The sequence below is a fragment of the Actinophytocola oryzae genome (assembly GCF_004364325.1).
Lineage (GTDB): Bacteria > Actinomycetota > Actinomycetes > Mycobacteriales > Pseudonocardiaceae > Actinophytocola > Actinophytocola oryzae.
Window position 1 is genome coordinate 14,556 of record NZ_SOCP01000021.1, and the last position, 19,490, is coordinate 34,045.

General features: G+C 70.8%; 17 protein-coding genes. 13 read left to right on the forward strand and 4 right to left on the reverse strand.

Features of this window, described 5'->3' with window-relative positions:
• The first annotated feature begins 6 nt into the window (after window positions 1-6).
• Window positions 7-495, forward strand: coding sequence for a cupin domain-containing protein (locus CLV71_RS38675; protein ID WP_133907900.1), 489 nt, complete (start codon window positions 7-9; stop codon window positions 493-495).
• On the opposite strand, the gene CLV71_RS38680 is transcribed toward CLV71_RS38675, so the two are convergent.
• A complete protein-coding gene (locus CLV71_RS38680; RefSeq protein ID WP_133907901.1) occupies window positions 482-1,489 on the reverse strand; it encodes an acetamidase/formamidase family protein in 1,008 nt (335 codons plus the stop codon). The two genes, CLV71_RS38675 and CLV71_RS38680, sit on opposite strands and share 14 nt — an antisense overlap.
• Entirely contained in the window at window positions 1,486-2,883 is a 1,398-nt protein-coding gene (locus tag CLV71_RS38685) for an APC family permease (protein ID WP_133907902.1), read from the reverse strand. The genes CLV71_RS38680 and CLV71_RS38685 overlap by 4 nt, the downstream gene beginning before the upstream one ends.
• 255 nt (window positions 2,884-3,138) lie before the next feature.
• Here CLV71_RS38685 and CLV71_RS38690 point away from each other — a divergent pair, with 255 nt between their 5' ends.
• The 8 genes from CLV71_RS38690 to CLV71_RS38725 all read left to right on the forward strand — a co-directional run bounded on the left by CLV71_RS38690 (window position 3,139) and on the right by CLV71_RS38725 (window position 12,150).
• Complete coding sequence (locus tag CLV71_RS38690) at window positions 3,139-3,414, forward strand: hypothetical protein (RefSeq protein ID WP_133907903.1); 276 nt, start codon at window positions 3,139-3,141, stop codon at window positions 3,412-3,414.
• Between the two features lie 367 nt (window positions 3,415-3,781).
• Window positions 3,782-5,053 (forward strand): ATP-grasp domain-containing protein, encoded by a 1,272-nt coding sequence (locus CLV71_RS38695; protein WP_133907904.1) that lies wholly within the window; start codon window positions 3,782-3,784, stop codon window positions 5,051-5,053.
• Between the two features lie 46 nt (window positions 5,054-5,099).
• Window positions 5,100-6,338 carry an MFS transporter gene (locus tag CLV71_RS38700; RefSeq protein WP_133907905.1) on the forward strand — a complete coding sequence of 413 codons (1,239 nt, stop codon included), beginning with the start codon at window positions 5,100-5,102 and terminating at the stop codon, window positions 6,336-6,338.
• 52 nt (window positions 6,339-6,390) lie between these two features.
• Entirely contained in the window at window positions 6,391-7,647 is a 1,257-nt protein-coding gene (locus CLV71_RS38705) for an ATP-grasp domain-containing protein (protein WP_133907906.1), read from the forward strand.
• Entirely contained in the window at window positions 7,644-8,807 is a 1,164-nt protein-coding gene (locus tag CLV71_RS38710) for an MFS transporter (protein ID WP_133907907.1), read from the forward strand. The genes CLV71_RS38705 and CLV71_RS38710 overlap by 4 nt, the downstream gene beginning before the upstream one ends.
• Window positions 8,808-8,974: 167 nt before the next feature.
• Window positions 8,975-9,802, forward strand: coding sequence for a transketolase (locus tag CLV71_RS38715; protein WP_133907908.1), 828 nt, complete (start codon window positions 8,975-8,977; stop codon window positions 9,800-9,802).
• Window positions 9,802-10,797, forward strand: a complete 996-nt coding sequence (locus CLV71_RS38720; RefSeq protein ID WP_133907909.1) for a transketolase family protein — start codon at window positions 9,802-9,804, stop codon at window positions 10,795-10,797. Before CLV71_RS38715 ends, CLV71_RS38720 begins: the two co-directional genes overlap by 1 nt.
• Window positions 10,798-10,833: 36 nt before the next feature.
• Window positions 10,834-12,150, forward strand: a complete 1,317-nt coding sequence (locus CLV71_RS38725) for an aspartate kinase (protein WP_208297963.1) — start codon at window positions 10,834-10,836, stop codon at window positions 12,148-12,150.
• Between the two features lie 34 nt (window positions 12,151-12,184).
• Here the strand turns inward: CLV71_RS38725 and CLV71_RS38730 are convergent, their stop codons facing one another.
• A complete protein-coding gene (locus CLV71_RS38730) occupies window positions 12,185-12,955 on the reverse strand; it encodes an NAD(P)-binding domain-containing protein (protein ID WP_133907910.1) in 771 nt (256 codons plus the stop codon).
• A 181-nt stretch (window positions 12,956-13,136) separates the two neighbouring features.
• Between CLV71_RS38730 and CLV71_RS38735 the strand changes: the two genes are divergently transcribed.
• From CLV71_RS38735 to CLV71_RS38745, 3 genes are read left to right on the forward strand one after another with little or no spacing between them, the layout of a single operon-like run.
• Window positions 13,137-13,877, forward strand: coding sequence for a dienelactone hydrolase family protein (locus CLV71_RS38735; RefSeq protein ID WP_133907911.1), 741 nt, complete (start codon window positions 13,137-13,139; stop codon window positions 13,875-13,877).
• Between the two features lie 9 nt (window positions 13,878-13,886).
• Complete coding sequence (locus CLV71_RS38740; protein WP_133907912.1) at window positions 13,887-14,159, forward strand: DUF6295 family protein; 273 nt, start codon at window positions 13,887-13,889, stop codon at window positions 14,157-14,159.
• Between the two features lie 7 nt (window positions 14,160-14,166).
• On the forward strand, window positions 14,167-14,724 hold the full coding sequence (locus tag CLV71_RS38745; RefSeq protein WP_133907913.1) for a DUF6817 domain-containing protein: 558 nt from the start codon (window positions 14,167-14,169) through the stop codon (window positions 14,722-14,724).
• 433 nt (window positions 14,725-15,157) lie between these two features.
• Here CLV71_RS38745 and CLV71_RS38750 read toward each other — a convergent pair whose 3' ends face one another.
• The gene (locus CLV71_RS38750; protein WP_133907914.1) at window positions 15,158-16,546 is read right to left on the reverse strand and encodes an alpha/beta hydrolase; all 1,389 of its coding nucleotides are present in this window, start codon (window positions 16,544-16,546) and stop codon (window positions 15,158-15,160) included.
• Window positions 16,547-16,723: 177 nt separating this feature from the next.
• Between CLV71_RS38750 and CLV71_RS38755 the strand changes: the two genes are divergently transcribed.
• Window positions 16,724-19,474 (forward strand): ATP-binding protein, encoded by a 2,751-nt coding sequence (locus CLV71_RS38755; protein WP_166664433.1) that lies wholly within the window; start codon window positions 16,724-16,726, stop codon window positions 19,472-19,474.
• The last annotated feature ends 16 nt before the right edge of the window (window positions 19,475-19,490 follow it).

Here is a 19,490-nt window from a genome sequence, read left to right on the forward strand (position 1 = left end):
TCGATCATGCGCCCGACCGCCGAGGAACTGCGCCAGCTGTGGGGGCTCACGAAGCTGCCGCAGGAGGACGTCCTGTTCACCCAGACCTACGAGTCGGCCGGTCGGAGTCCGGACGGGAAACCGTTGTGCAACGCGATGGTCGCGATGTTCACCGACGAGCCGGGCTCGTTCTCGGACATGCACCGGCTGCCCACCGACGAGCTGTGGCACTTCTACCTCGGCGACCCGATCGAGCTGCTCCTCCTCCACCCCGACGGCAGCGACGAGCTGGTCATCCTCGGCACCGACGTGCTCAACGGCCAGCGCGTCCAGGCCGTCGTCCCGAGTGGCACGTGGATGGGTGCCCGCCTGCGCCCCGGCGGCGAGTACGGCGTCTACGGCAACTCGATGGCGCCCGGTTTCGTCCCCGACGACTTCGAGCCGGCCGACCACGCCCACCTCGTGACCCGCTGGCCGCACCGCCGCGACCTGGTCACCGCCCTCACGCGGACCTGAGCACGGCCGCCTGCTCGCTCAGCTCCGCGTGCTTGCCCCGGTACGCCGGACCGGCAGGCAGGAGCGACTTCGGGATCTTGCTCGTCACCGTGTAGATCGGGTTGCACACCTGGGCAACCGGCGCCAGCGCGGCCTGCGCGACCAGCTGGTACGCGTCCATGCGGTCGATCCCGCACAGCTCCGACAGCCACCCCGTCATGTCCACCTGCGCCACCCGGTAGGCGTTCTCCAACGGGCTCGCCGCGCCGATCGACATCAGGTACGCGTCCGACTCCAGCCGTGGCCACGGGGTCGGCACGCCCTTCACCAGGTCCACGATCAGCACCGTGTTCATCGCCACCTCGACGCCCGTCCCGCACGCCTCGCCCTCGCCCTGGCGGGCATGGCCGTCACCGAGGGAGAACAACGCACCTGCCACGTTGACGCCGAAGTACGCCGTGACGCCCGCGCGCATCTCCGGCGTGTCCAGGTTGCCGCCGTGCGAGTCCGGTACCAGCGACGAACGGGCCTCCAGCGCGGCAGGCGCCACGCCGACCGTGCCGTGCATGGGATCCATCGGCAGCTCGATGGCCAGCTCGGCGCTCTTCGCGCGGTAGGTGACCGTCCGCCTCGCGTTGTCCAGCTCGTACAGCCACACCAGCTCCGGCAACGCCTCCTGCAGCGTCGCCGTGTGGGCGTCGGAGGTCAGCGCGCCGAAGAACGGGACCGTCGTGGCCGCGCCGATGTCGGTGGCCGGCTCGATCGACACGAAGTGCAGGGCCAGCGTGTCGCCCGGCTCCGCACCCTCCACATGGAACGGACCGGTCTGCGGGTTCAGGAAGGGGAACTCGCACACCTGGGAGACGAGGTCCCGCTCCGAGCGGACCTTCCCGGCGAAGCAGTCCTCCGTCCACACCGACAGCGCCTCGCCCGGCCTGACCCTGCGGACGGGGGCGGCACCGCCGAACGTCCACGCGAACTCGTCCGGGGTCGGCCGGTACTCGATGACCTTCACGCGTCCTCCCTCGTCGGCTGCGACAGCCTCGGCGCTCGGCCGGTCAGCAGCAACACTGCCATCACCACCAGCCCGATGCCGAGCCAGACCAGCCCGACCGTCTGCGCGGCCACCTTCGCCTTCACCACCACGTACCCGAGGATCGCTATGCCGCACAACGGGAACACGAGATGCCGCAGGTAGTCGCGGCTGCGCTGCCGGACCAGGTAGTGCACGATCACCGAAACGTGCAACAACAGGAACGCGGTCAGCGCGCCGAAGTTCACCAGCGTCGTGAGCAGTGAGACGCCGTTGTCGTCGCGCAGCGTCAACCCCACGCCGACCGCGACGGAGATGGCCGCGACCAGGAACGTCGCGTTCTCCGGCACCCGGTGGCCGGGGTGGACCTTCGCCAGAACCCGGGGGAGCTGCCGGTCCCGCGCCATCGAGTACAGCAGCCGGGACGTCGCCGCCTGCGCGACGAGCGCGTCCGCGAACCCCCACGCCACGGCCGTGGTCACCGCGGTGACCACGTACAGCCAGTGCCCGCCCGCGTACTCGGCCGCGTCGTAGAACGCGGTGCCCGCCGTGTCGCCCTCGGTCAGGAGCCGCTCCCGGTCCGGGACGAGCAGCGCCGCGACCCACGTCTGCACGATGAACAGCACGGCCACGAGCAGCAGCGACAGCACGGTCGCCCGCGCGATCTGCCCGCCCGCCTCCCGGTTCTCCTCCGACAGCGTGGAGATGGCGTCGAACCCGAGGAAGCTCAACGCCGCCAGCGACACCGCGCTGAAGATGAGCCCCACCGAGAACGTGTCGCCGTCGTACAGCGGGGAAAGCGCGTCGCCGGTCGCCTTCCCGCCTGCGAGCGCCACGATCCCGACCACCAGGAACACCGCCAGCACGACCAGTTCGACGACGAGCATCACGCGGTTCGTGTGTGCGGTCAGCTCGATGCCGAAGTAGTTGACGACCGTGTTCAGGACGATGAACCCGACGACCCACACCACGACGGGAACGCCCGGTACGAACGCGTTCATCGCGATGCCCGAGATGATGTAGAGCAGGGCCGGGACGAGGATGTAGTCCAGCAGGATCTGCCATCCCGCGATGAACCCGAACGGCGGCGCGATCCCGCGCCCCGCGTAGGCGTACACCGAACCGGCCAGCGGGAACGCCTTCGACATCTGCGCGTAGGACAGGGCGGTGAACACCATGCCGACGGCGCCGACCGCGTAGGCGAGCGCCACCATCCCGCCGGAACCGCCGAACACGCTCCCGAAGATGCCGAACGGGGCGATCGGGACCATGAAGATGAGCCCGTAGATCAACAGGTCCCAGAACGACAGCGACCGCTTGAGCTCCTGCTGGTAACCGAACCGCTCGACGTCACGGGAACCGCTCTGCTCGGCCATGATCCGAATTACAGCACTCGGACCGCCGCTGGGAAACCCCTCGACGCCTGCCCGAAACGGGCACTACGGACGCATCATGCTCGCACAAGGCACACCCCACGGACAGTCCAACGCCACGCTAGGACAGCTGTCTGGGAGATGCGGGCGGAGGTGGCGCCGAACAAGAATCGTTCATCGCCTGGGGGTGTGCGTGCCGCACCGCCGACGACGGCGTCGCGCCGGACGCCGGGAGATCGGTCCGAAGGGAGTCGCGCGGTGTGCACGTGCGAGGAGGCCGCGGGGGCCACGGCAGCCGGCTCGGTGATCGAGTCGGCGGGACCCGGTCGGCCATCCGCCGATCGTGACGGCCGGACCGGCCGAGGACCGCTCCCCGGGAAGGCGGAACAGCCACTGTCGGCGCCGCTCGACGAGAGCCGGACGGTCGCGTCCCCGCCGGACGCCCCGGGCCTCGACCGCGAGTGCGCCGGGCACGTCCTCGGCATCGCCGAGCCGGACCACGAACCGCCACCCGTCCTGGTGTGGACGGCGTAGTCGGCGGCCCAGGAACCAGGCGTGGCAACGGATCCCGCTCGCACGCGCGGGCCTAGCGTAGGAGAGACCCCGGTCATGCAGACCCGCACACCACGGCCGCCGCAGGCGGTGCCCAGGTGACCATGTCGACCGATCGCGTGCGGTCCTCCGTGGAACCGTTGCCGGGCCTCCGTTTCGACCATGACCGGCCTCGGTGTCGTCCCCTGTTGCGTCGTCGAACGCGACACCGGTGCCGGCCGGTACTCCGAGCTACGGCAGCAGTGTGCCGCAGGCGCCTATCGCGACGCTATCGCCTCGGTATCGGGGTCGTCGCAGGTGTTGTCCAAACGGGTCGCAGCAGCAGAGAAGCAGGGATTGTGAGGCCTCGATGAGTGATGTGGTGAAGAACGGCGGGCGTCCGGTCGGCGTCCTGGTCGACGCGTACGGAACCGGTAACTACCTGCCACCCGCGTTCGGCCGGCTGGGGATCGACGTGGTCCACGTGCAGAGCTCGGCGGAGCCGATCACGCGCATGCAGCCGTGGGACCGGGCGAGCTACGTCGACGCGCTGGTGTACGACCCGCACGGCGACACCGAGCGGGTCCTCAAGGAGATGGAGCCGCTGTTCGTCATCCCCGGCCAGGAACCGGGCGTGCTGCTCGCGGACAAACTGAGCGAGGCACTCGGCGTGCGCAGCAACGGCACCACGTTCTCCGAGTCGCGCCGCGACAAGTTCCGGATGATCGAGACCGTGTCGGCGGCCGGGCTGCGCACGGCGGCCCAGTTGGTCACGGCCGACGCCGAGGAGGCCCTCGCGTGGGTGCGGGAGGGCGGGTTCTGGCCGTGTGTGGCCAAACCGCTGTCGTCGGCCTCCACCGACGGGGTCTTCGTCTGCCGTGACGCGGAGTCGCTGCGGGCGGCGTTCCCGGCCATCCTCGCGACCGACACGGTCTTCAACGGCGCCAACACCGAGGTGCTGGTACAGAGCTTCCTCGAGGGCACCGAGTACATCGTGGACACCGTCAGCGTGGACGGGCACGTCCACGTGTGCGGGGTGTGGGAGTACGAGAAGTCGCTGCTGGACAACGGCAAGCCCATCTACAACCGGGACATCCTGCTGTCGCCGACCGATCCGGCGGTGGTGTCGCTCATCGACTACACGCGGGACGTGCTCGCCGCACTGCGCATCCACAACGGGCCTGCGCACTCCGAGGTGATCATCACGCCGGAGGGGCCCGCGCTCGTCGAGGTCGGCGCGAGGCTCAACGGCAACATGCACCCCGCGTTCCACGACGCGTGCCTGGGCGCGAACATGGCCGACCTGACCGCGCGCGCCTACACGCGGCCGGAGCGGTTCGTGGCCGAGTACGGCGACACCGTGTACGAGAGGCGGCAGCCCGCGGTCGTGTACAACACGCCGACCACGCTGTCCGGGCGGATCACCGCGGTGAACGAGGCGCTGGTCGAGGAGATCCGCAGCAGGCCCTCGGTCGTGGACATCACGGTCAAGCGCAGGGCGGGCGACGTCATCGTGCCGACCCACGACCTGCTCACCAGCCCGCTGCGGGTCTTCCTGACCGCGCCGGACCAGTCCACAGTGGACGAGGACTACGTGTTCGTCGACGGCGTCCGCGAGTCGGTCTACGAGGTGGAGTCATGAGGAGAGCGTGCGGCGTGAGTCGTCGATATCCGGGCGAGGGGGCGGCATGAAGGCGGGACTACGCGAGAACATCGCGGGGTTGAGGCCGATCCGCGGTTTGCTGACGGCGGTGACCGTGTCGCGCAGCGCCGTCATGCTGTTCCCGTTCTACGGCGTGTACCTCGCAACCGACCGGCACGAGCTGACCGTCGGCACGATCGGCCTGATCGTCGGCATGTTCGGCATCGGCTCCCTGGTCGGGGACTTCGCCAGCGGCGCGCTCGCGGCGCGGATGCCGGAGAAGCGGGTCGCGATCGTGGGTTTCCTCGGGGTGGCGGCCACCGTGCTCGCCATCTCGGTGTCCACCGAGCTGTGGACACTCGTCGCGCTGACCGCGATCTGGGGCTTCTGCTACGAACTGGTCAACCCGATCGCGTACACGATGGTCTCCAGGGCGATGCCGGAAGAACACCGGCGGTTCGCGTTCGCCGCGGTGCGCCTCGCCATCAACGCGGGCATGGGCATCGGGCCGCTGATCGCCGGGATCCTGTTCAAGGTCAACCCCGAGCTGCTGCCGTGGGGTACCGCGATCGGCTACCTGGCCTCGGCGTTCATCCTGGCACGCGCCAGGATCGTGTCGATCTCCCAGCCCGACGACGAGGACACCTCGGCCACCGTCGGCGACGACGGCGCACCGGCGAGGCACGGCCTGCGCTTCTGGACCTTCGCCGCCGCCACGACGCCGATCCACTTCGCCTACGCCCTGCCGACCACCGTGGGCAGCGTGTACGTGATCCACACCCTCGACCAGCCGGCGGGCTGGGTGAGCGCGATCTTCGCCGTCAACTCGTTCATGGTGATCACCGTCGAGATCGCGCTCAACCACGCGATGCTGGGGCTGTCCCGGCGGTCGACACTGCTCATCGGCTACGCCTGCGCCACGGCGGGTTTCGTGTTCATGGGCTTCGCGCCCGCCGCGACCTGGCTGCTGCTCGCCGCGACCGCGGTGTGGACGCTCGGCGAGATGATCATCTACCCGGTGATGCCGGACCACATCAGCGCCATCAGCCCCAACCGGCTCAAGGCCCGCAACATGGGCTTCTACACCGCGCACTACAACCTCGGCGTGGTGTTCGCACCACTGGTCTTCCTGCCACTGCTGGACGAGCTGGGTGCGGTCGCGTCGTGGTCGCTCGTCGGCGGGCTGCTGCTGGCCGGTCTCCTCACGACCGCCGTGATCAGCAACTCGACCAGGACCTGGGGAGTGGACAGGCCCCGGCAGGTCCCCGCGTTGGTCGAGGCGTAGGACCGCGGCGGACTCCGTTGGAAAACAGGCGAACCCATCGACGAGGCGGGCCATGAAGAAGATCATCATCATCGGTGTCAACGCGGTCGGCGCGAGATACCTGCCGAGGTCGCTCCGGGCGCTCGGGTACGAGCCGGTCTTCGTCCTCGACCCGGGACGCTTCGCCGGTGCGGCGCGGGAGGAGCTGCTCGGCTGCGCCTGCTACCCGGCCGACATCAGGAACTGGCCGGAGGTGCTGGCGATGTTCGCCGCGCGTCCCGAGATCACCGAGGGCGTCGAGGCGATCTCCAGCCTCTACGACGAGCAGTTCCCGCTCACCGAGACCATCGCGCGGACCTACGGCCTCCTGCACCCGGAGCCTGCGTTCGCGAGGCTGGCCGAGAAGGCGGAGATCGTCCGGCTGATCCCGGAGTACTGCCCGCCGACACAGCTGTTCGCGGCGGCGGACTGGGCCGGCGCCGACCCCGCGGGCGTGGGGGCCGGGGCCGACGGGGTGATCCTCAAGCCCTCGGTGCAGGCAGGCGCGATGGGGCTGACCAGCCTCACCGCGCACCACACGCCGGCGGACGTGCGCGACGCCATCGCCGCGAGCGGCCTGTGGGACGCGCACGAGCAGACCTGGCTGCTGCAGGCCAGGATCGCGGGCCGGCTGATCAGCCTCGAGGGCTACGCCCGCGACGGCAAGGTCTTCTTCGTCGGCTTCTCGATCCGCGGCCGGATCGGGTCGACCGAGGTGAGCAACCTCTTCCCCGGCGACGGACGGCTCTCCGAGCTGGTCAGGGCGCGCTGCGCCGAGGCGGTGACCGCACTGGTCGACACCTCCGGGATGCGTGACGGCTACTTCCACTGCGAGTTCATCGAGACCGGCGACAGCGCCCACCTCATCGACGGCAACGTCGGCAGGTTCGCGGGTGGCGCGGTGGTCGAGCAGATCGCCCTGGCCCACGGGGTGACGCCGTACGACATCCTCGGCCACGTCATCACGCTGGGCCTCGGCCCGGAGCACGCCGCGCCGGACCCGGCCTACCGCGCGCCGGAGCGCGCCACACCGACCATGAGCTTCTTCTACGGCCTGCGGGGTGGCGGCCTGGTCGAGTCGATCAGCCTGCCGCCCGACACCAACTGCACGCACACGCAGGTCGCGGCGGACGGCACCGAGGTGGTGCCGGTCGGCGTGGACGACCGCGCGTGGGTCGGCATGTTCACCGGCTACCTCGACGAGGCGGTCCGGGACATCGACCGCGTCACCATCCATACCCCGGACGGGCCACGCAAGCCCGCCTACGTCGTGGCCGGTTCGACGGCATGATCTACGTCATCCGGTTCATCAGCTACACGGTGTGGGGCGTGGTGTACCCCTTCCTCGCCGTGTGGCTGATCGGTCTGCGCGTCTTCGACGACGGCGCCGTCGGGCTGGTGGTCGGCGTCGCCGTGATCACCAACCGGGTCGGCTCGCTCGCGTTCGTCCACGTGGTGGAGCGCTACGACAAGCGGCTCGCCATCATCGCCTCACAGGTGATGGCGGTCGTCGCGTCGGTCGCGTTGCACCTGCTCAGTGTCGGGCCGACCGGCTCGGTGCTCGCGTGGGCGTTCGTCGGCGGGCTGTTCGGGCTGGCGAACTCGCTGGCGACGCTGGCACAGGTCACGTTCATCGCGCAGCAGTTCCCGCACGAGGAGCGCAAGCGGGCGTTCGCCTACGAGAACATCTCGCTGAACATCGCGGGTGGCGTCGCACCGCTGCTGTCGTCGTTCGTGATCGTCAGCCTGACCGGCTCCTACGCGCTGGTGCCGATCGCGTTCGCGGTCACCACGACCGTGCTGGCCGTCCGGCTGCCACGCGACGCGCCGGTCGAGGCGCCGGTGGCGGAACCGTCCGGAGTGGACGGATTTCGCGGCGGCGACCGGCTGGCCGTGCTCGGCTTCATCTTCCTGACCATGGTGGCGTACGGGCAGTTCTACGGCGTGTTCCCGGTCTACGCGGTGGCCGACCTCGGCGAGGGCACGGTCGGGCTCCTGTTCGCGGCGAGCAGCGTCATGATCGTCGTGCTGCAGGCGGTCGTGCTCCGGTTGTCCACCAGGTTCGACGACGTGCGGCTGATCGTGGTCGCGAACGTGTTCATGGCGGCAGGCAGCCTGCTGCTGATCTTCACCTCGGGTGGCGTGCGGGTCGTGCTCGTCGCGGTCCTGTGCGTCGCGCTCGCCGAGATGGTGTCCGGGCCGCTGTACCAAACCCTTGCGGTGCAGGCGTTCCACGGCAGGGCGACCCGCGCGATGGGTGCCGTCACGTTCGTCTGGGGCGTCGGCGAGGCCGGCACGATCGTGGTGGGGCTCGCGCTCGTCGACGCGGGACTCGGCGCGGTGTCGTTCCTGGTCGGGGCCGCGGCGGCCCTGGCGGTCGCCGTGCTGGCGACGGCGTTGCGTCGGCGACTCCTCCGACTGGGGCGCGTCGCGGTGCCGAGTGCCGGATAACGGTTCCCGGAGACCGGTGTCCGGGCCGCGTCGTCATTTCACGGTCGATTACAGGTCTACGGGTTCACCAGAAGTGAGCTGGAAACAGTTGAGTGAACCGCTGCCCATGCTTGACAAAGGTCACGCTTGGCTCGTTAATTCGCCTAGCGGTTTCGGAAGGACCAAGAATGCTCAAACAGGCGTCACCGCAGAATGCGACCGGAAAGCTCGCCGTGGAAATTCGGCGGCTGGTCATCGAGATGAGCGGTTCCCCGAACGGGGTGCACATCGGTGGCAGTGTGTCGATCGCGGACCTGCTCGCCGTGCTCTACGGCGAGGTACTTCGGCAGCCGGCCGGTGGGGGAGCACCGGAGGGTCGTGACTACCTGGTGCTCAGCAAGGGACAGGCGTCCGCGGGCCTCTACGCGGCACTCGCGGCGACCGGCGTGATCCCGGAGGAGGAGTGCGCGACCTACGCCGAGGAGGGCAGCAGGCTCGCCGGCCACCCCATGAAGACGTTGCCGGGCGTGGACTTCTCGACTGGCTCGCTGGGCCACGGGCTCGCACTGGGGCTGGGGGTCGCCCTGGCCGGGCGGCGTTTCGGCCACGACAACCGGGCGTTCGTGATCCTCGGCGACGGCGAGCTGGCGGAGGGCTCGAACTGGGAGGCGATGATGGCCGCCGCCCACCACGAGGTCGACAACCTGATCGCGATCGTGGACCGCAACGGCTGGCAGATCAGCGGCAGGACCGAGGACATCATGTCGCTGGAGCCGCTGGCCGACAAGTGGGCCGCGTTCGGCTGGCGCGTGCTCAGGATCGACGGGCACGACCACGACCAGATCAGGGAGGCGCTCGACGGGCCGGTCGAGCCGGACCGGCCGACGGTCGTGCTCGCCAGGACCATCAAGGCACGCAACGTCCCCGGCCTGCACGACACCAAGAAGAGCCACTCGGCGACGCTGTCGGCCGACGCGCGGCGGCTGGCGCTCGAGGCACTGGACGGTGAGGTCTGATGGGCGCCACCGACATCGCGACCGACCGTTCCGTCGCGGACGTCCTCGACCACGTCTGGGAGAACCGCTCGACCATCCAGAGCCGCGACGCCTACGCCATGGTGCTGCTCGCGCTCGGCAGGGAGAACCCGCTTCTGGCGTGCCTGTCCAACGACATGGACTTCGAGGACCACTTCGCCGCCGTGCTGCCGCGCCAGTACGTGGAGCTGGGCATCGCGGAGCAGAACATGATGACCGTCGCCGCGGGCATGACCGTGGCGGCACGGCCGGTGTTCGCCAACGGCATGAGCCCGTTCGCCATCGCCAGGGCGTTCGAGCAGATCAAGATCGACATCGCGGGCGCGAACCTGCCGGTCAAGATCGTCGCCACGCACGGCGGGCTCGCGTCGGGGCACTACGGCCCGACCCACCACTCGCTGGAGGACGTCGGCGCGACCAGGATGCTGCCGAACATGACGGTGGTCGTGCCCGGCGACGCCTTCGAGACCGTCCAGGCCACGGTGGCGCTGGCGGCGACACCCGGTCCCGCGTACCTGCGGCTGGGGCGCCTGGCCACCGACACCCTGTACGAGGAGCGGGCCGAGTTCGTCCTCGGCAGGGCGCGGGTGCTGCGCGAGCCGGGGCGCGTGCTCTACATCGCCACCGGCCCGTACCCGAACCTGGTCGCGGCCGGGGCGGCCAGGGAGCTGGCCGCGCGGGGGATCTCCGCCGGACACCTGAACCTGCACACGGTCAAGCCGCTCGACCGCGAGACCGTCCTCGACGCGATCACCTCCGCCGAGGTGGTGGTGACCATCGAGGACCACCGCGCCCTCGGCGGCATGGGCGGCGCCGTGTGCGAGGTGGTGGCCGAGGTCGGAGGTCCGCCGGTGCGGCGGATCGGGGTGCCCGACGTCCACTACGACCTCGTCGGCGGCGAGGGCTACCTGCTCGACCGTGCCGGGATCAACGTGCCCAACGCGATCGCGCGAGCGCTCGACGTCGTGGCGCGATGACCACCGAACACACCAGCCAGAAGGAGAACCCGCTCGATGATTGTCCCCCTAGGACCCGGCCGCGAGACCGCGGCGGGGATCCGCGTGCTCAAGTTCGGCGGCACGTCGGTCGGCACCACGCCCGCGCGGCTGCGCGAGGTGGCCATGCGGATCGCCGACGCCCACCACGCGGGCTACCCGGTCGTCGTGGTGGTGTCCGCGCGCGGTGCCACGACTGACGACCTCGTGACGGACGCGAACTCGGTGGCGAAGGCACCGGCCGCACGCGAGATGGACCAGCTCCTCGCCACCGGCGAGATCGCCGCGGCGGCGCTGCTGGCGATCACGCTCAACGACGCGCGGACCCCCGCGGTCTCGCTGACCGGCGCGCAGGCGGGCATCGCCGCCTACGGCCACCACGGTGACGGCCGCATCGCCGACATCGACGGCACCCGGCTGCGTGAGGTTCTCGACAGCGGCATGGTCGCGGTCGTCGCGGGCTTCCAGGGCGTCGACGCCGTCGGCGACGTGCTGACCCTGGGGCGCGGCGGCTCCGACACGACGGCCGTCGCGCTCGCCGCCTCGCTCGGCGCGACCACGTGCGAGATCTACACCGATGTGGACGGCGTCTACAGCGCCGATCCCAGGATCGCGGTGGACGCCCAGGTGCTGACCACGATCGGCAGCGGCGTGATGTCCGAGATGGCCTACGCGGGCGCGCGGGTGCTGCACGCGCGGTCGGTCGACCTCGCGGGCCGCTCCGGTGTCAGCATCCACGTCCGCTCCGCGTTCACCAACAAACCAGGCACGACGGTCGTCTCCGATCAGACTGGACATGAGATGCTCGAGAACTCCCAGCCCGTGACGGGAATCGCCCACGACACGGACGTCGCACGCGTCGTGGTCCACCCGGGCGGCCCCGCGGGCCGGGGCGCCGAGGTGTTCGCCGCGCTGGCCGAGGCGGCGGTCGCGATCGACCTGGTGGCGCGCGTCGGTGACCAGGACCTCGGCTACGGCTGGGACTTCACCATCGCGCGCTCGCAGGCGGAGACGGTGAGCAGGGTGCTCAACCGATTCGGCTGCGAGGCCGACATCCACGAGTCGATGGCCAAGGTGTCCCTCGTCGGCACCGGGCTGCTCAGCCACCCTGGCACGACGGGCCGGATGCTCGCCACCCTGGCGACGGCGGGCATCGAGACCTACTCGGTGGCCACGTCACAGGTCCGCGCGTCGGTCACGATGTCCAGGGCGGACTGTGTGCGTGCCGTCGACCTGCTGCACCGCGAGTTCGGGCTCGACCGGCCCGCGGTGACGGGCGACAACGTGATCCCCCTGTCGCGTGACCGCGACCGGGGCCTCGGGCAGGCCGCGTAGACCCCGGCACGGACAGCCGCTCAGCGTCGAGCGGCTATCCACGCAGGCGTGCCAGCACCCGGTCGAGTGCGCCGCGCACGGTGTCGGGCACACCTGCGCCCCGCAGGTCGCCCAGCAGCTGCTCGTTGATCCCGCCGGGGGTCATGTACCTGCCGGTCAGCTCGGCGAGGTCGCCGGTGTGCGTCAGCAGGGACTCGCCGAGCTGGCCGAAGATGTGCGCGGTGTAGGCGGAGGCGGTGTCGCGGTCGACGCCGTGGTCGGCGAGCCAGCCCGCGATGGTCGTGAGGTAGTCGAGGTGCGCGGCGAACGTGGCGGTCGCCGCGCTGAACGAGTCGAGGGCCGCCTCCTCGGCAGGCACGACGACCCCGCCCACCCGCTCGAACAGCTCCCTGGCGACGGCGTGGTCCGGGTACAGGGCGGTGAGGCTCTGCCTGCGCACCGCCTGCGGCAGCGGGATCGACCGGACGACGTGGCCTGCGGGCGCCGTCCACTCACGCAGCCGCGCCAGGTGCACACCGGCGAGCGCGCTCACCACGACGTGCTCCGGGCGGAACGTCAGCTCCGCCAGCACCTCCGCAGCGACCGGCGGCCGCACGGCCAGCACCACGGTGGTCGTGGCGTCGAGCACCTCCTGGTTGCTCCCGCGGACCCGCACGTTCGGGAACCGGTCCGCCAGCTCACGCCCCACCGCGCGGCCTCGCGGCGAGAGGAACACCTCCGGCGGTGCCGCGGCGTCCGCGTTGAGCCCCGTCACCACGGCGGCCGTCAGCTCGCCTGCTCCCACGAACCCGTACGACTGCCGCATGTCCCGCCCTCCGGTCACCCGACCATCTAACCGTCCCGGCCGGTGGCACGACTTCCGGTGGCGTGCTCTCCACCGAGGTGTGATCCATCCCGGGGTGACGGGTGGCGTCGCCCGCCGCCGCCTAGGGTGAGGGCAACCGGCGATCACCAGCCGGAAACCCTCATGGGAGGCGACCTTCGGGATGAGTGACGCGATCAGGGCGGAAACGGTCACGATGACCGGACATGGCGGGGACGAGATCGAGGCCTACCTGGCCCAGCCACTCGACGGCGGCGCGCACGCCGGCGTCGTGGTCATCCACCACATGCCCGGCTACGACGCGGCGACCAAGGAGATGGTCAGGACGTTCGCGGTCAACGGGTACGCCGCGCTCTGCCCGAACCTGTACGCCCGCGAGGCACCCGGCGCGAGCCCGGACGACGCGTCGGCCTTCGTGCGTGCCAACGGCGGCGTGCCGGACGAGCGGCTGGTCGGCGACGTCGACGGCGCCGCGAACCACCTGCGTGCGCTGGACGGCGCGACCGGGAAGATCGGCGTGATCGGCCACTGCTCGGGCGGGCGCCACGCGTACCTCTCGGCGTGCTCCCTGCAGCTGGACGCCGCGGTGGACTGCTACGGGGCGTTCATCGTCGAGGACGCGCCGGAGGGCCTGCCCAAGGCGCTCAAGCCGATCCTGCACCTCGCGCCGCAGCTGTCGTGCCCGCTGCTCGGCCTGTTCGGCAAGGACGACAAGTTCCCCGGCCCCGAGCAGGTCGCGAAGCTGGACGAGGAGCTGACCCGGCTCGGCAAGGCGCACGAGTTCCACAGCTACGACGGCGCGGGCCACGCGTTCTTCGCCGTCGACCGGCCCAGCTACCGGCCGGAGGCCGCGGTCGACGGCTGGGGCAAGATCTGGGACTTCTTCGGCCGCACCCTGAACTGAGGTGGAGACATGTGCACATACCAGACAGAGCGGATCGAGATCGACGGCAGCGGCAAGGGCGCGAACGGGTGGTTCGGCCTCAGTAGTGCCCAGGTGTACGTCGACCACCCGGTGCACGCGCAGTACGCGCACACCCTGAACATCGACTTCACCGACATCGCGGCAGGTCCGGCCGCCCGGGTGGCGGTGGAGCTGACCGAGGAGGCCGCCCGCGCGCTGGCGGCCGCCATCAACGCGGCCCTGGCCTCCGCGCCGGCCGGTCTCGCGTCAGCGAACCAGTAGGCCGGTCGTGGACACCGCGACACGTGCGGCGGTCACACTGCTGAGGCAACGGGGTGCGGCCGAGCTGCCGCACCCCGGTGGGACGCTGCTCGCCCACCTCGAACGGGTGTACGAGACGCTGCGGTCGTGGCAGGTGCCCGACCCGGTGGCGCTGGCCGGCCTCACCCACGCCGCCTACGGCACGGACGGGTTCCCGGAACCGCTGCTCGCGGTGACGGAACGACCGGTCCTGCGCGCGGCGATCGGCGAGGACGCGGAACGCATCGTGTACGCCTACGGCGGTTGCGACCGGGGGACCGTCTACCCGCGACTGTCCGAACAGGACCCGGTGTTCCACGACCGGTTCACCGGCCTCGACCACCGGCTGACCGCCGGGGACCTGCGTGCCTTCGCCGACATCACCGCCGCGAACGAGATCGACGTGGTGACCCACAACCCCGACGTCATGCGCGAGGCGGGCGACGCACTGTGGCGCCTGTTCAACCGCATGCGCGACCACCTCGGCGAACCGGCCTGGCAGGCGTGCGTGACCACCTTCGCCCCGCAGCCCGACCCCCCGCACTGAAGGACGCCTTCGTAACGCTGGGGGTACTGAAGGGAGCCTTCATTGCGTTGGGCCTGGATCCACCGGTTGGCCTGCGGCTGGGTTGGGCGTTGCGGCGGGTGAGGGCCTGGTGGGGGCCGGGCGCTGTGCGTCCGGCGCCACGTGGCAGGCGCTGACCTGCCGGAACATGGTGACGTTGAGGCCGGTCTGCTGTGTCCGGGTGGAGCCGGGCCGGCGTACTGAAGGGGCCCTTCATAACGCTGGGCGTATCGAAGGGAGCCTTCGTAACGCGGCTGTCCCCGCGCACTTCTTCTCCGGTCTGCGGAGGGCCTCGCCTGCCTGTCTACCGGGCACTACCTGCCGGTCCCGCGCCACCACCGACTCACCCTTCGTGGACCCAGCCCGGGCGTACTGAAGGACGCCTTCATAACGTCCGGCGTTACGAAGGCGTCCTTCAGTGCGGTTGGTCGGGGCAGGTGGTGTCGCGGGCCTTCAGGGTGAGCAGGTAGGCGTCGGTCGCGGCGCGGGCGCAGGTGCTGTTGTCGTAGACGCCGTGGCCCGCGCCCTCATAGGTGAGCAGGGCCGTGTTCGGGGCCTGCGCGTGGATGCGGCGGGCCCACGCGTACGGGGTCGACGGGTCGTCCAGGGAGTTGAGCAGCAGGATCTTCGGGGCGTTGTCGACGTCGAGGCGGTGCGGCGGGTTCGCGGGCGGGCCCGTGACGCCCATGCACGCGACGGCCTCGTCGTGGGACAGCGAGGTGCCGCCCATGAGCGGGGCTTTGCGCAGCTCGATGGCACGCAGCCGGGAGTACTGGGCGAAGTCACTGATCCGCAGGGAGAAGTCCTGGCAGACGACGGCGAGGCGGAGCGACGCGTAGTTGTAGTCCAACTGCGTGGTCATCGTCGGCAGACCGGCCGCCGTGGCGGCGATGATCCGGCCGATGTCGTCGTAGTCCGGGCCGCGCAGGTCGGCCAACACCCACTCCCGCAACCAGTTGGGGCCCAGCGGCTGCTGGTCGGCCTTCCGCAGCGCGGTCTGCCACGTCGCGAGGACGTCCTGGCCGTGCAGCGCACAGGTCTCCGTCGTGTCACACCAGTGCACGAACCGCAGGAACGAGTCCTCGACGGAGGTCGCACGGTCGCCGAGGAAGTGGTCGATGTCCACGCTGTGGTCGATGTTGCTGTCCAGCACCATCGCGCGGATGTGGCTGCCGAAACTCTCGGCGTACTGCTGGCCGAGCAGTGTGCCGTAGGAGATCCCGTGGTAGCTGATCTTCCGCTCGCCGAGCGCGCGGCGGACGGCGTCCATGTCCTGCGCGGCCGACGCCGTGTCGGCGTGGTCGAACACCGGGAGGTTCGCCGCGCGGCAGTCCGCGACCGCCTTCCGGTTGTAGCTCAGCAACGCGTTGAACTCGGCCTCGGTGGCCGGGTAGGTGCTCGGCGCGTCGACCTGTTCCGGGCACTTGATGATCTGGCTGCTCTGGGTCCCCCGCTCGTCGAAGCCGACGATGTCGAACCTGGCGAGGATCTCCTGGCTGAAGTAGCCGGAGAACAGCGCGAACTCGGCGGCTGACGTGCCAGGGCCGCCGGGGTTGACCATCAGTACCCCGAGGCGCCGCGCGGGGTCGGTGGCCCGGTGCCGTGCCACCGCGAGGTCCATCGTCGCGCCCGACGGACGGTGCCAGTCCAGTGGCACCGTCACGGTGCCGCACTCGCCGTCCGGGAAGTCCTCCCCGCACGATCCCCACTCGACGGGCGACGGCGACCACGTCGGTGCCGGTGCGGCGGTCGCCGTTCCGCTCAGCAGCAGCACGCTCGTCAGGACAGCAGCGAAGATCCGCACGAGATCCCTCCAGCGACGTCGACGGCGTCCCAGACTAGCGCTCCGGCGAAATCGGCACGAGGCGGCGAAATCTGAAAACCGAAATTGTCCGTCATTCCCGGGCTGAAACGCCGTTGTTCGGTCGGACGAACATGAGGGCGTGCGCTATCGGACGGGATGGGGCTTGTGAAGGACGAAGTGGGCTCCATCTTTGTCGGCCGCGACGGTGAGCTCGCCACGCTTCGCGGGGCGTGGGAGACCGTGCGGGGCGGGGTGGCCCGGGTCGTCGGGATCACGGGCGATCCCGGTATCGGCAAGGCGGCGCTGGTCAGCCGGTTCCTCGCGGACGTCGACGCGACGGTGATCCACGTGACCGCGAGCGACATCGACGCGGCGACGCCCTGGCACGTGTTCCGAGCGGTGGTCGCGCAGACGCCGGGACGCCGCCTCGCCGAGCGGGCGGCCACCATGAGCGCCGACGCCGAACCCGGCCTGATCGGCATCGAGCTGTTGAAGGACCTGCGTTCCACCAAGGGAATGGTGCTCGTCCTCGAGGAAGCGCAGTGGGCCGACGGGCCCTCGCTCATGGCACTGCACTACGCGAGCAGGCGCCTGGGCTACGACCAGGTCATGGTGATCCTCTCCCACAGCCCCCAGGACCCACAGTCCACGGTGCCCTACTTCGGCCGGAGCTGGGCGCTTCTCGAGGGCTGGCAACAACTGTTCGACGGCGAGCACGGCATCCACCTGCCCCTCGACGGCCTCACGCCCGCCGACCTCATCCGCCTCGCCGCACGCAGCGGGCACGCCGAGCTGTCCCCGGACGGCGCCGCCCGACTGCACGAGGCGACCGGCGGCAATCCGTTGTACGTCACGGACGTCCTGCGCCGCACGCCCATCGAGTCGATCATGTCCGGGCAGGGGCCCCTCAAGATCCCCAAGGAGATCGCGCCCGCCATCGCCGCCGGGCTCGCGTCCTGCGAGTGGGACACCAGGGAGCTGGTGGCCGCGGGAGCCGTGCTGGGACAGCGGTTCAGCGTCGCCCAGGTGCGGTTCGTGTCCGGGCTCGAGTCGGTCGCGAAGCCGATCGAGCAGGCGATCGAGGCCGGGCTCCTCGTCGAGGTGCCCGGCACGGACGGCCGTCAGCTGACCTTCGCCAAGAAGCTCGTGCGCGACATCGTCTACCACGACCTCGCGCGGCGGCTGCGTGCCGAGCTGCACCGCCGGTGCGCGGTGACCACCAGCGGCGCGGCGAGCCTCGGGCACCGCGTCGCCGCGATCGAGGGCGGCGTCGACGAGATCCTCGCCGGCGAGCTGGCCACCGCGGCGAAGGAACGCCTCGCCGTCTCCGACGTCGCAGGCGCGGCCTTCTACCTGCGTGGCGCGATGGACTGCACGGCACCGGGACCGGAGCGGCTCGGGCTCGTGCTCACCGCGGTCGAGACCCTCCTGGTGGCCGGGGAGCTGACCGCCGCCCAGGAGTACGAGGGCGAGCTGGAACGGGCACCCGCCGGGCCGTGGCGCGACTACGCCCTCGGCTACCTCAAGCTGCTCTCCGGCCGGGTCGCCGCCGCCAAGGAACTGCAGCACGGCGCCCTGGCGGCACTCGCCCGCGACGGCGCCGAGCTCGCCGACGCACCCGCCGACCTCCGCGCCAGGATCGCCGCACAGCTCGCGATCATCGGCGTGGTCTTCCTCGCCTACGACGAGATGGTCGAGTTCGGCACGGTCGCCGTCGCCGCGGGCTCCCCGGACCCGACGGTCGACGGGTTCGCCTGGTTCGCGAGGACACTCGGCATGGCGTTGAGCGGCCAGTCGAACGAGGCGCTGGAACTCCTTGCCTGGGCAGGGGAACCGGGCGACCGCGCGGCGATGGAGCGGCTCGTGGCGCGCGGCATGATCCGGCTCTGGATCGACGACCTCGACGGCGCGGCCGACGACCTGCACGAGGTGGTCCGCCGCGCCACCGCGGGCGACGCGCTGCGGGTGAGCCAGGGACTGGGTTTCCTCGGCGAGGTCGAGTACCGGCGCGGACGGCTCGGCGAGGCACGCGTGTTCACCCGCCTCGCGGTCGGCAACGCCGTGTTCCACAGCAGGGTGTGGGACTTCCCGATCCTGCACGCGCTCGCGGTCTACCCGCGTGCCGCCGCGGGCGACTGGGAGGCCGCCGAGCGGCACGCCGCCGAGTCCGCACGCATCGCCGACTTCATCGGCACGCACACCGCGCACGCCTACGCCGCGGGCGCGCGGTGCGCGATCGCGCAGGCACGCGGGGACCGCGAGCGCCTGCTGTCGGCAGCGGAGCGGCTCGAGGCGCACTACGACTCGCAGGAGCCCGGCACCCACCTGTTCGGGCCGATCCGTGCGGACGCGTTGTCCCAGCTCGGCAGGCTCGACGAGGCCGAGACCGCGTTGGCGGCCTTCCGCGAGGGGCCCGCGTCCGGCGGTCGCCGCTCGGCGCAGCTGTCCGTGGCACGCGTGTCCGCCCAGATCGCGTTGGGGCGCAAGAAACACGACGTCGCACTGCGGGAGTGCGCGTCGGCGGCCGAGCTTGCCGCCGACCTCGGCCTGCCGCTCGAGGAGGCCCGCATCGGCCTGCTGGTGGCCCGCTGCCACCACGAACAGGGCCACCGCACCGCGGCGGGACGCGCACTGCACACGGCCAGGGCGCAGTTCATCAGGATCGGCGCGGACGCCTACCGGATACTCGTCGAGCGCGAGGCCGAGCGGCTCGGCATCGTCATCGCGACCTCCAGTCCGCTCGAGGCGCTGACCCTGAAGGAACGCGAGGTGGCCAGGCTGATCGCGGAGGGCATGTCCTACCGCGAGGTCGCCGCCCGCCTGCACCGCAGCATCAAGACCGTCGAGACCCACATGTCGAACATCCTGCGCAAGCTCGAGGTCGCCGACCGGCACGAGCTGAGGAAGTTCTTCGACGGCGACGCCTGAGCTTTCGCTGTCATCG

Coding starts and splice junctions, on each gene's coding strand:
- CLV71_RS38710 (WP_133907907.1), top strand. CDS start 7,644: ATGATCTACGTCATCCGGTTCATCAGCTACACGGTGTGGGGCGTGGTG.
- CLV71_RS38720 (WP_133907909.1), top strand. CDS start 9,802: ATGGGCGCCACCGACATCGCGACCGACCGTTCCGTCGCGGACGTCCTC.
- CLV71_RS38730 (WP_133907910.1), bottom strand. CDS start 12,955: ATGCGGCAGTCGTACGGGTTCGTGGGAGCAGGCGAGCTGACGGCCGCC.
- CLV71_RS38695 (WP_133907904.1), top strand. CDS start 3,782: ATGAGTGATGTGGTGAAGAACGGCGGGCGTCCGGTCGGCGTCCTGGTC.
- CLV71_RS38715 (WP_133907908.1), top strand. CDS start 8,975: ATGCTCAAACAGGCGTCACCGCAGAATGCGACCGGAAAGCTCGCCGTG.
- CLV71_RS38675 (WP_133907900.1), top strand. CDS start 7: ATGCGCCCGACCGCCGAGGAACTGCGCCAGCTGTGGGGGCTCACGAAG.
- CLV71_RS38700 (WP_133907905.1), top strand. CDS start 5,100: ATGAAGGCGGGACTACGCGAGAACATCGCGGGGTTGAGGCCGATCCGC.
- CLV71_RS38735 (WP_133907911.1), top strand. CDS start 13,137: ATGAGTGACGCGATCAGGGCGGAAACGGTCACGATGACCGGACATGGC.
- CLV71_RS38725 (WP_208297963.1), top strand. CDS start 10,834: ATGATTGTCCCCCTAGGACCCGGCCGCGAGACCGCGGCGGGGATCCGC.
- CLV71_RS38685 (WP_133907902.1), bottom strand. CDS start 2,883: ATGGCCGAGCAGAGCGGTTCCCGTGACGTCGAGCGGTTCGGTTACCAG.
- CLV71_RS38705 (WP_133907906.1), top strand. CDS start 6,391: ATGAAGAAGATCATCATCATCGGTGTCAACGCGGTCGGCGCGAGATAC.
- CLV71_RS38740 (WP_133907912.1), top strand. CDS start 13,887: ATGTGCACATACCAGACAGAGCGGATCGAGATCGACGGCAGCGGCAAG.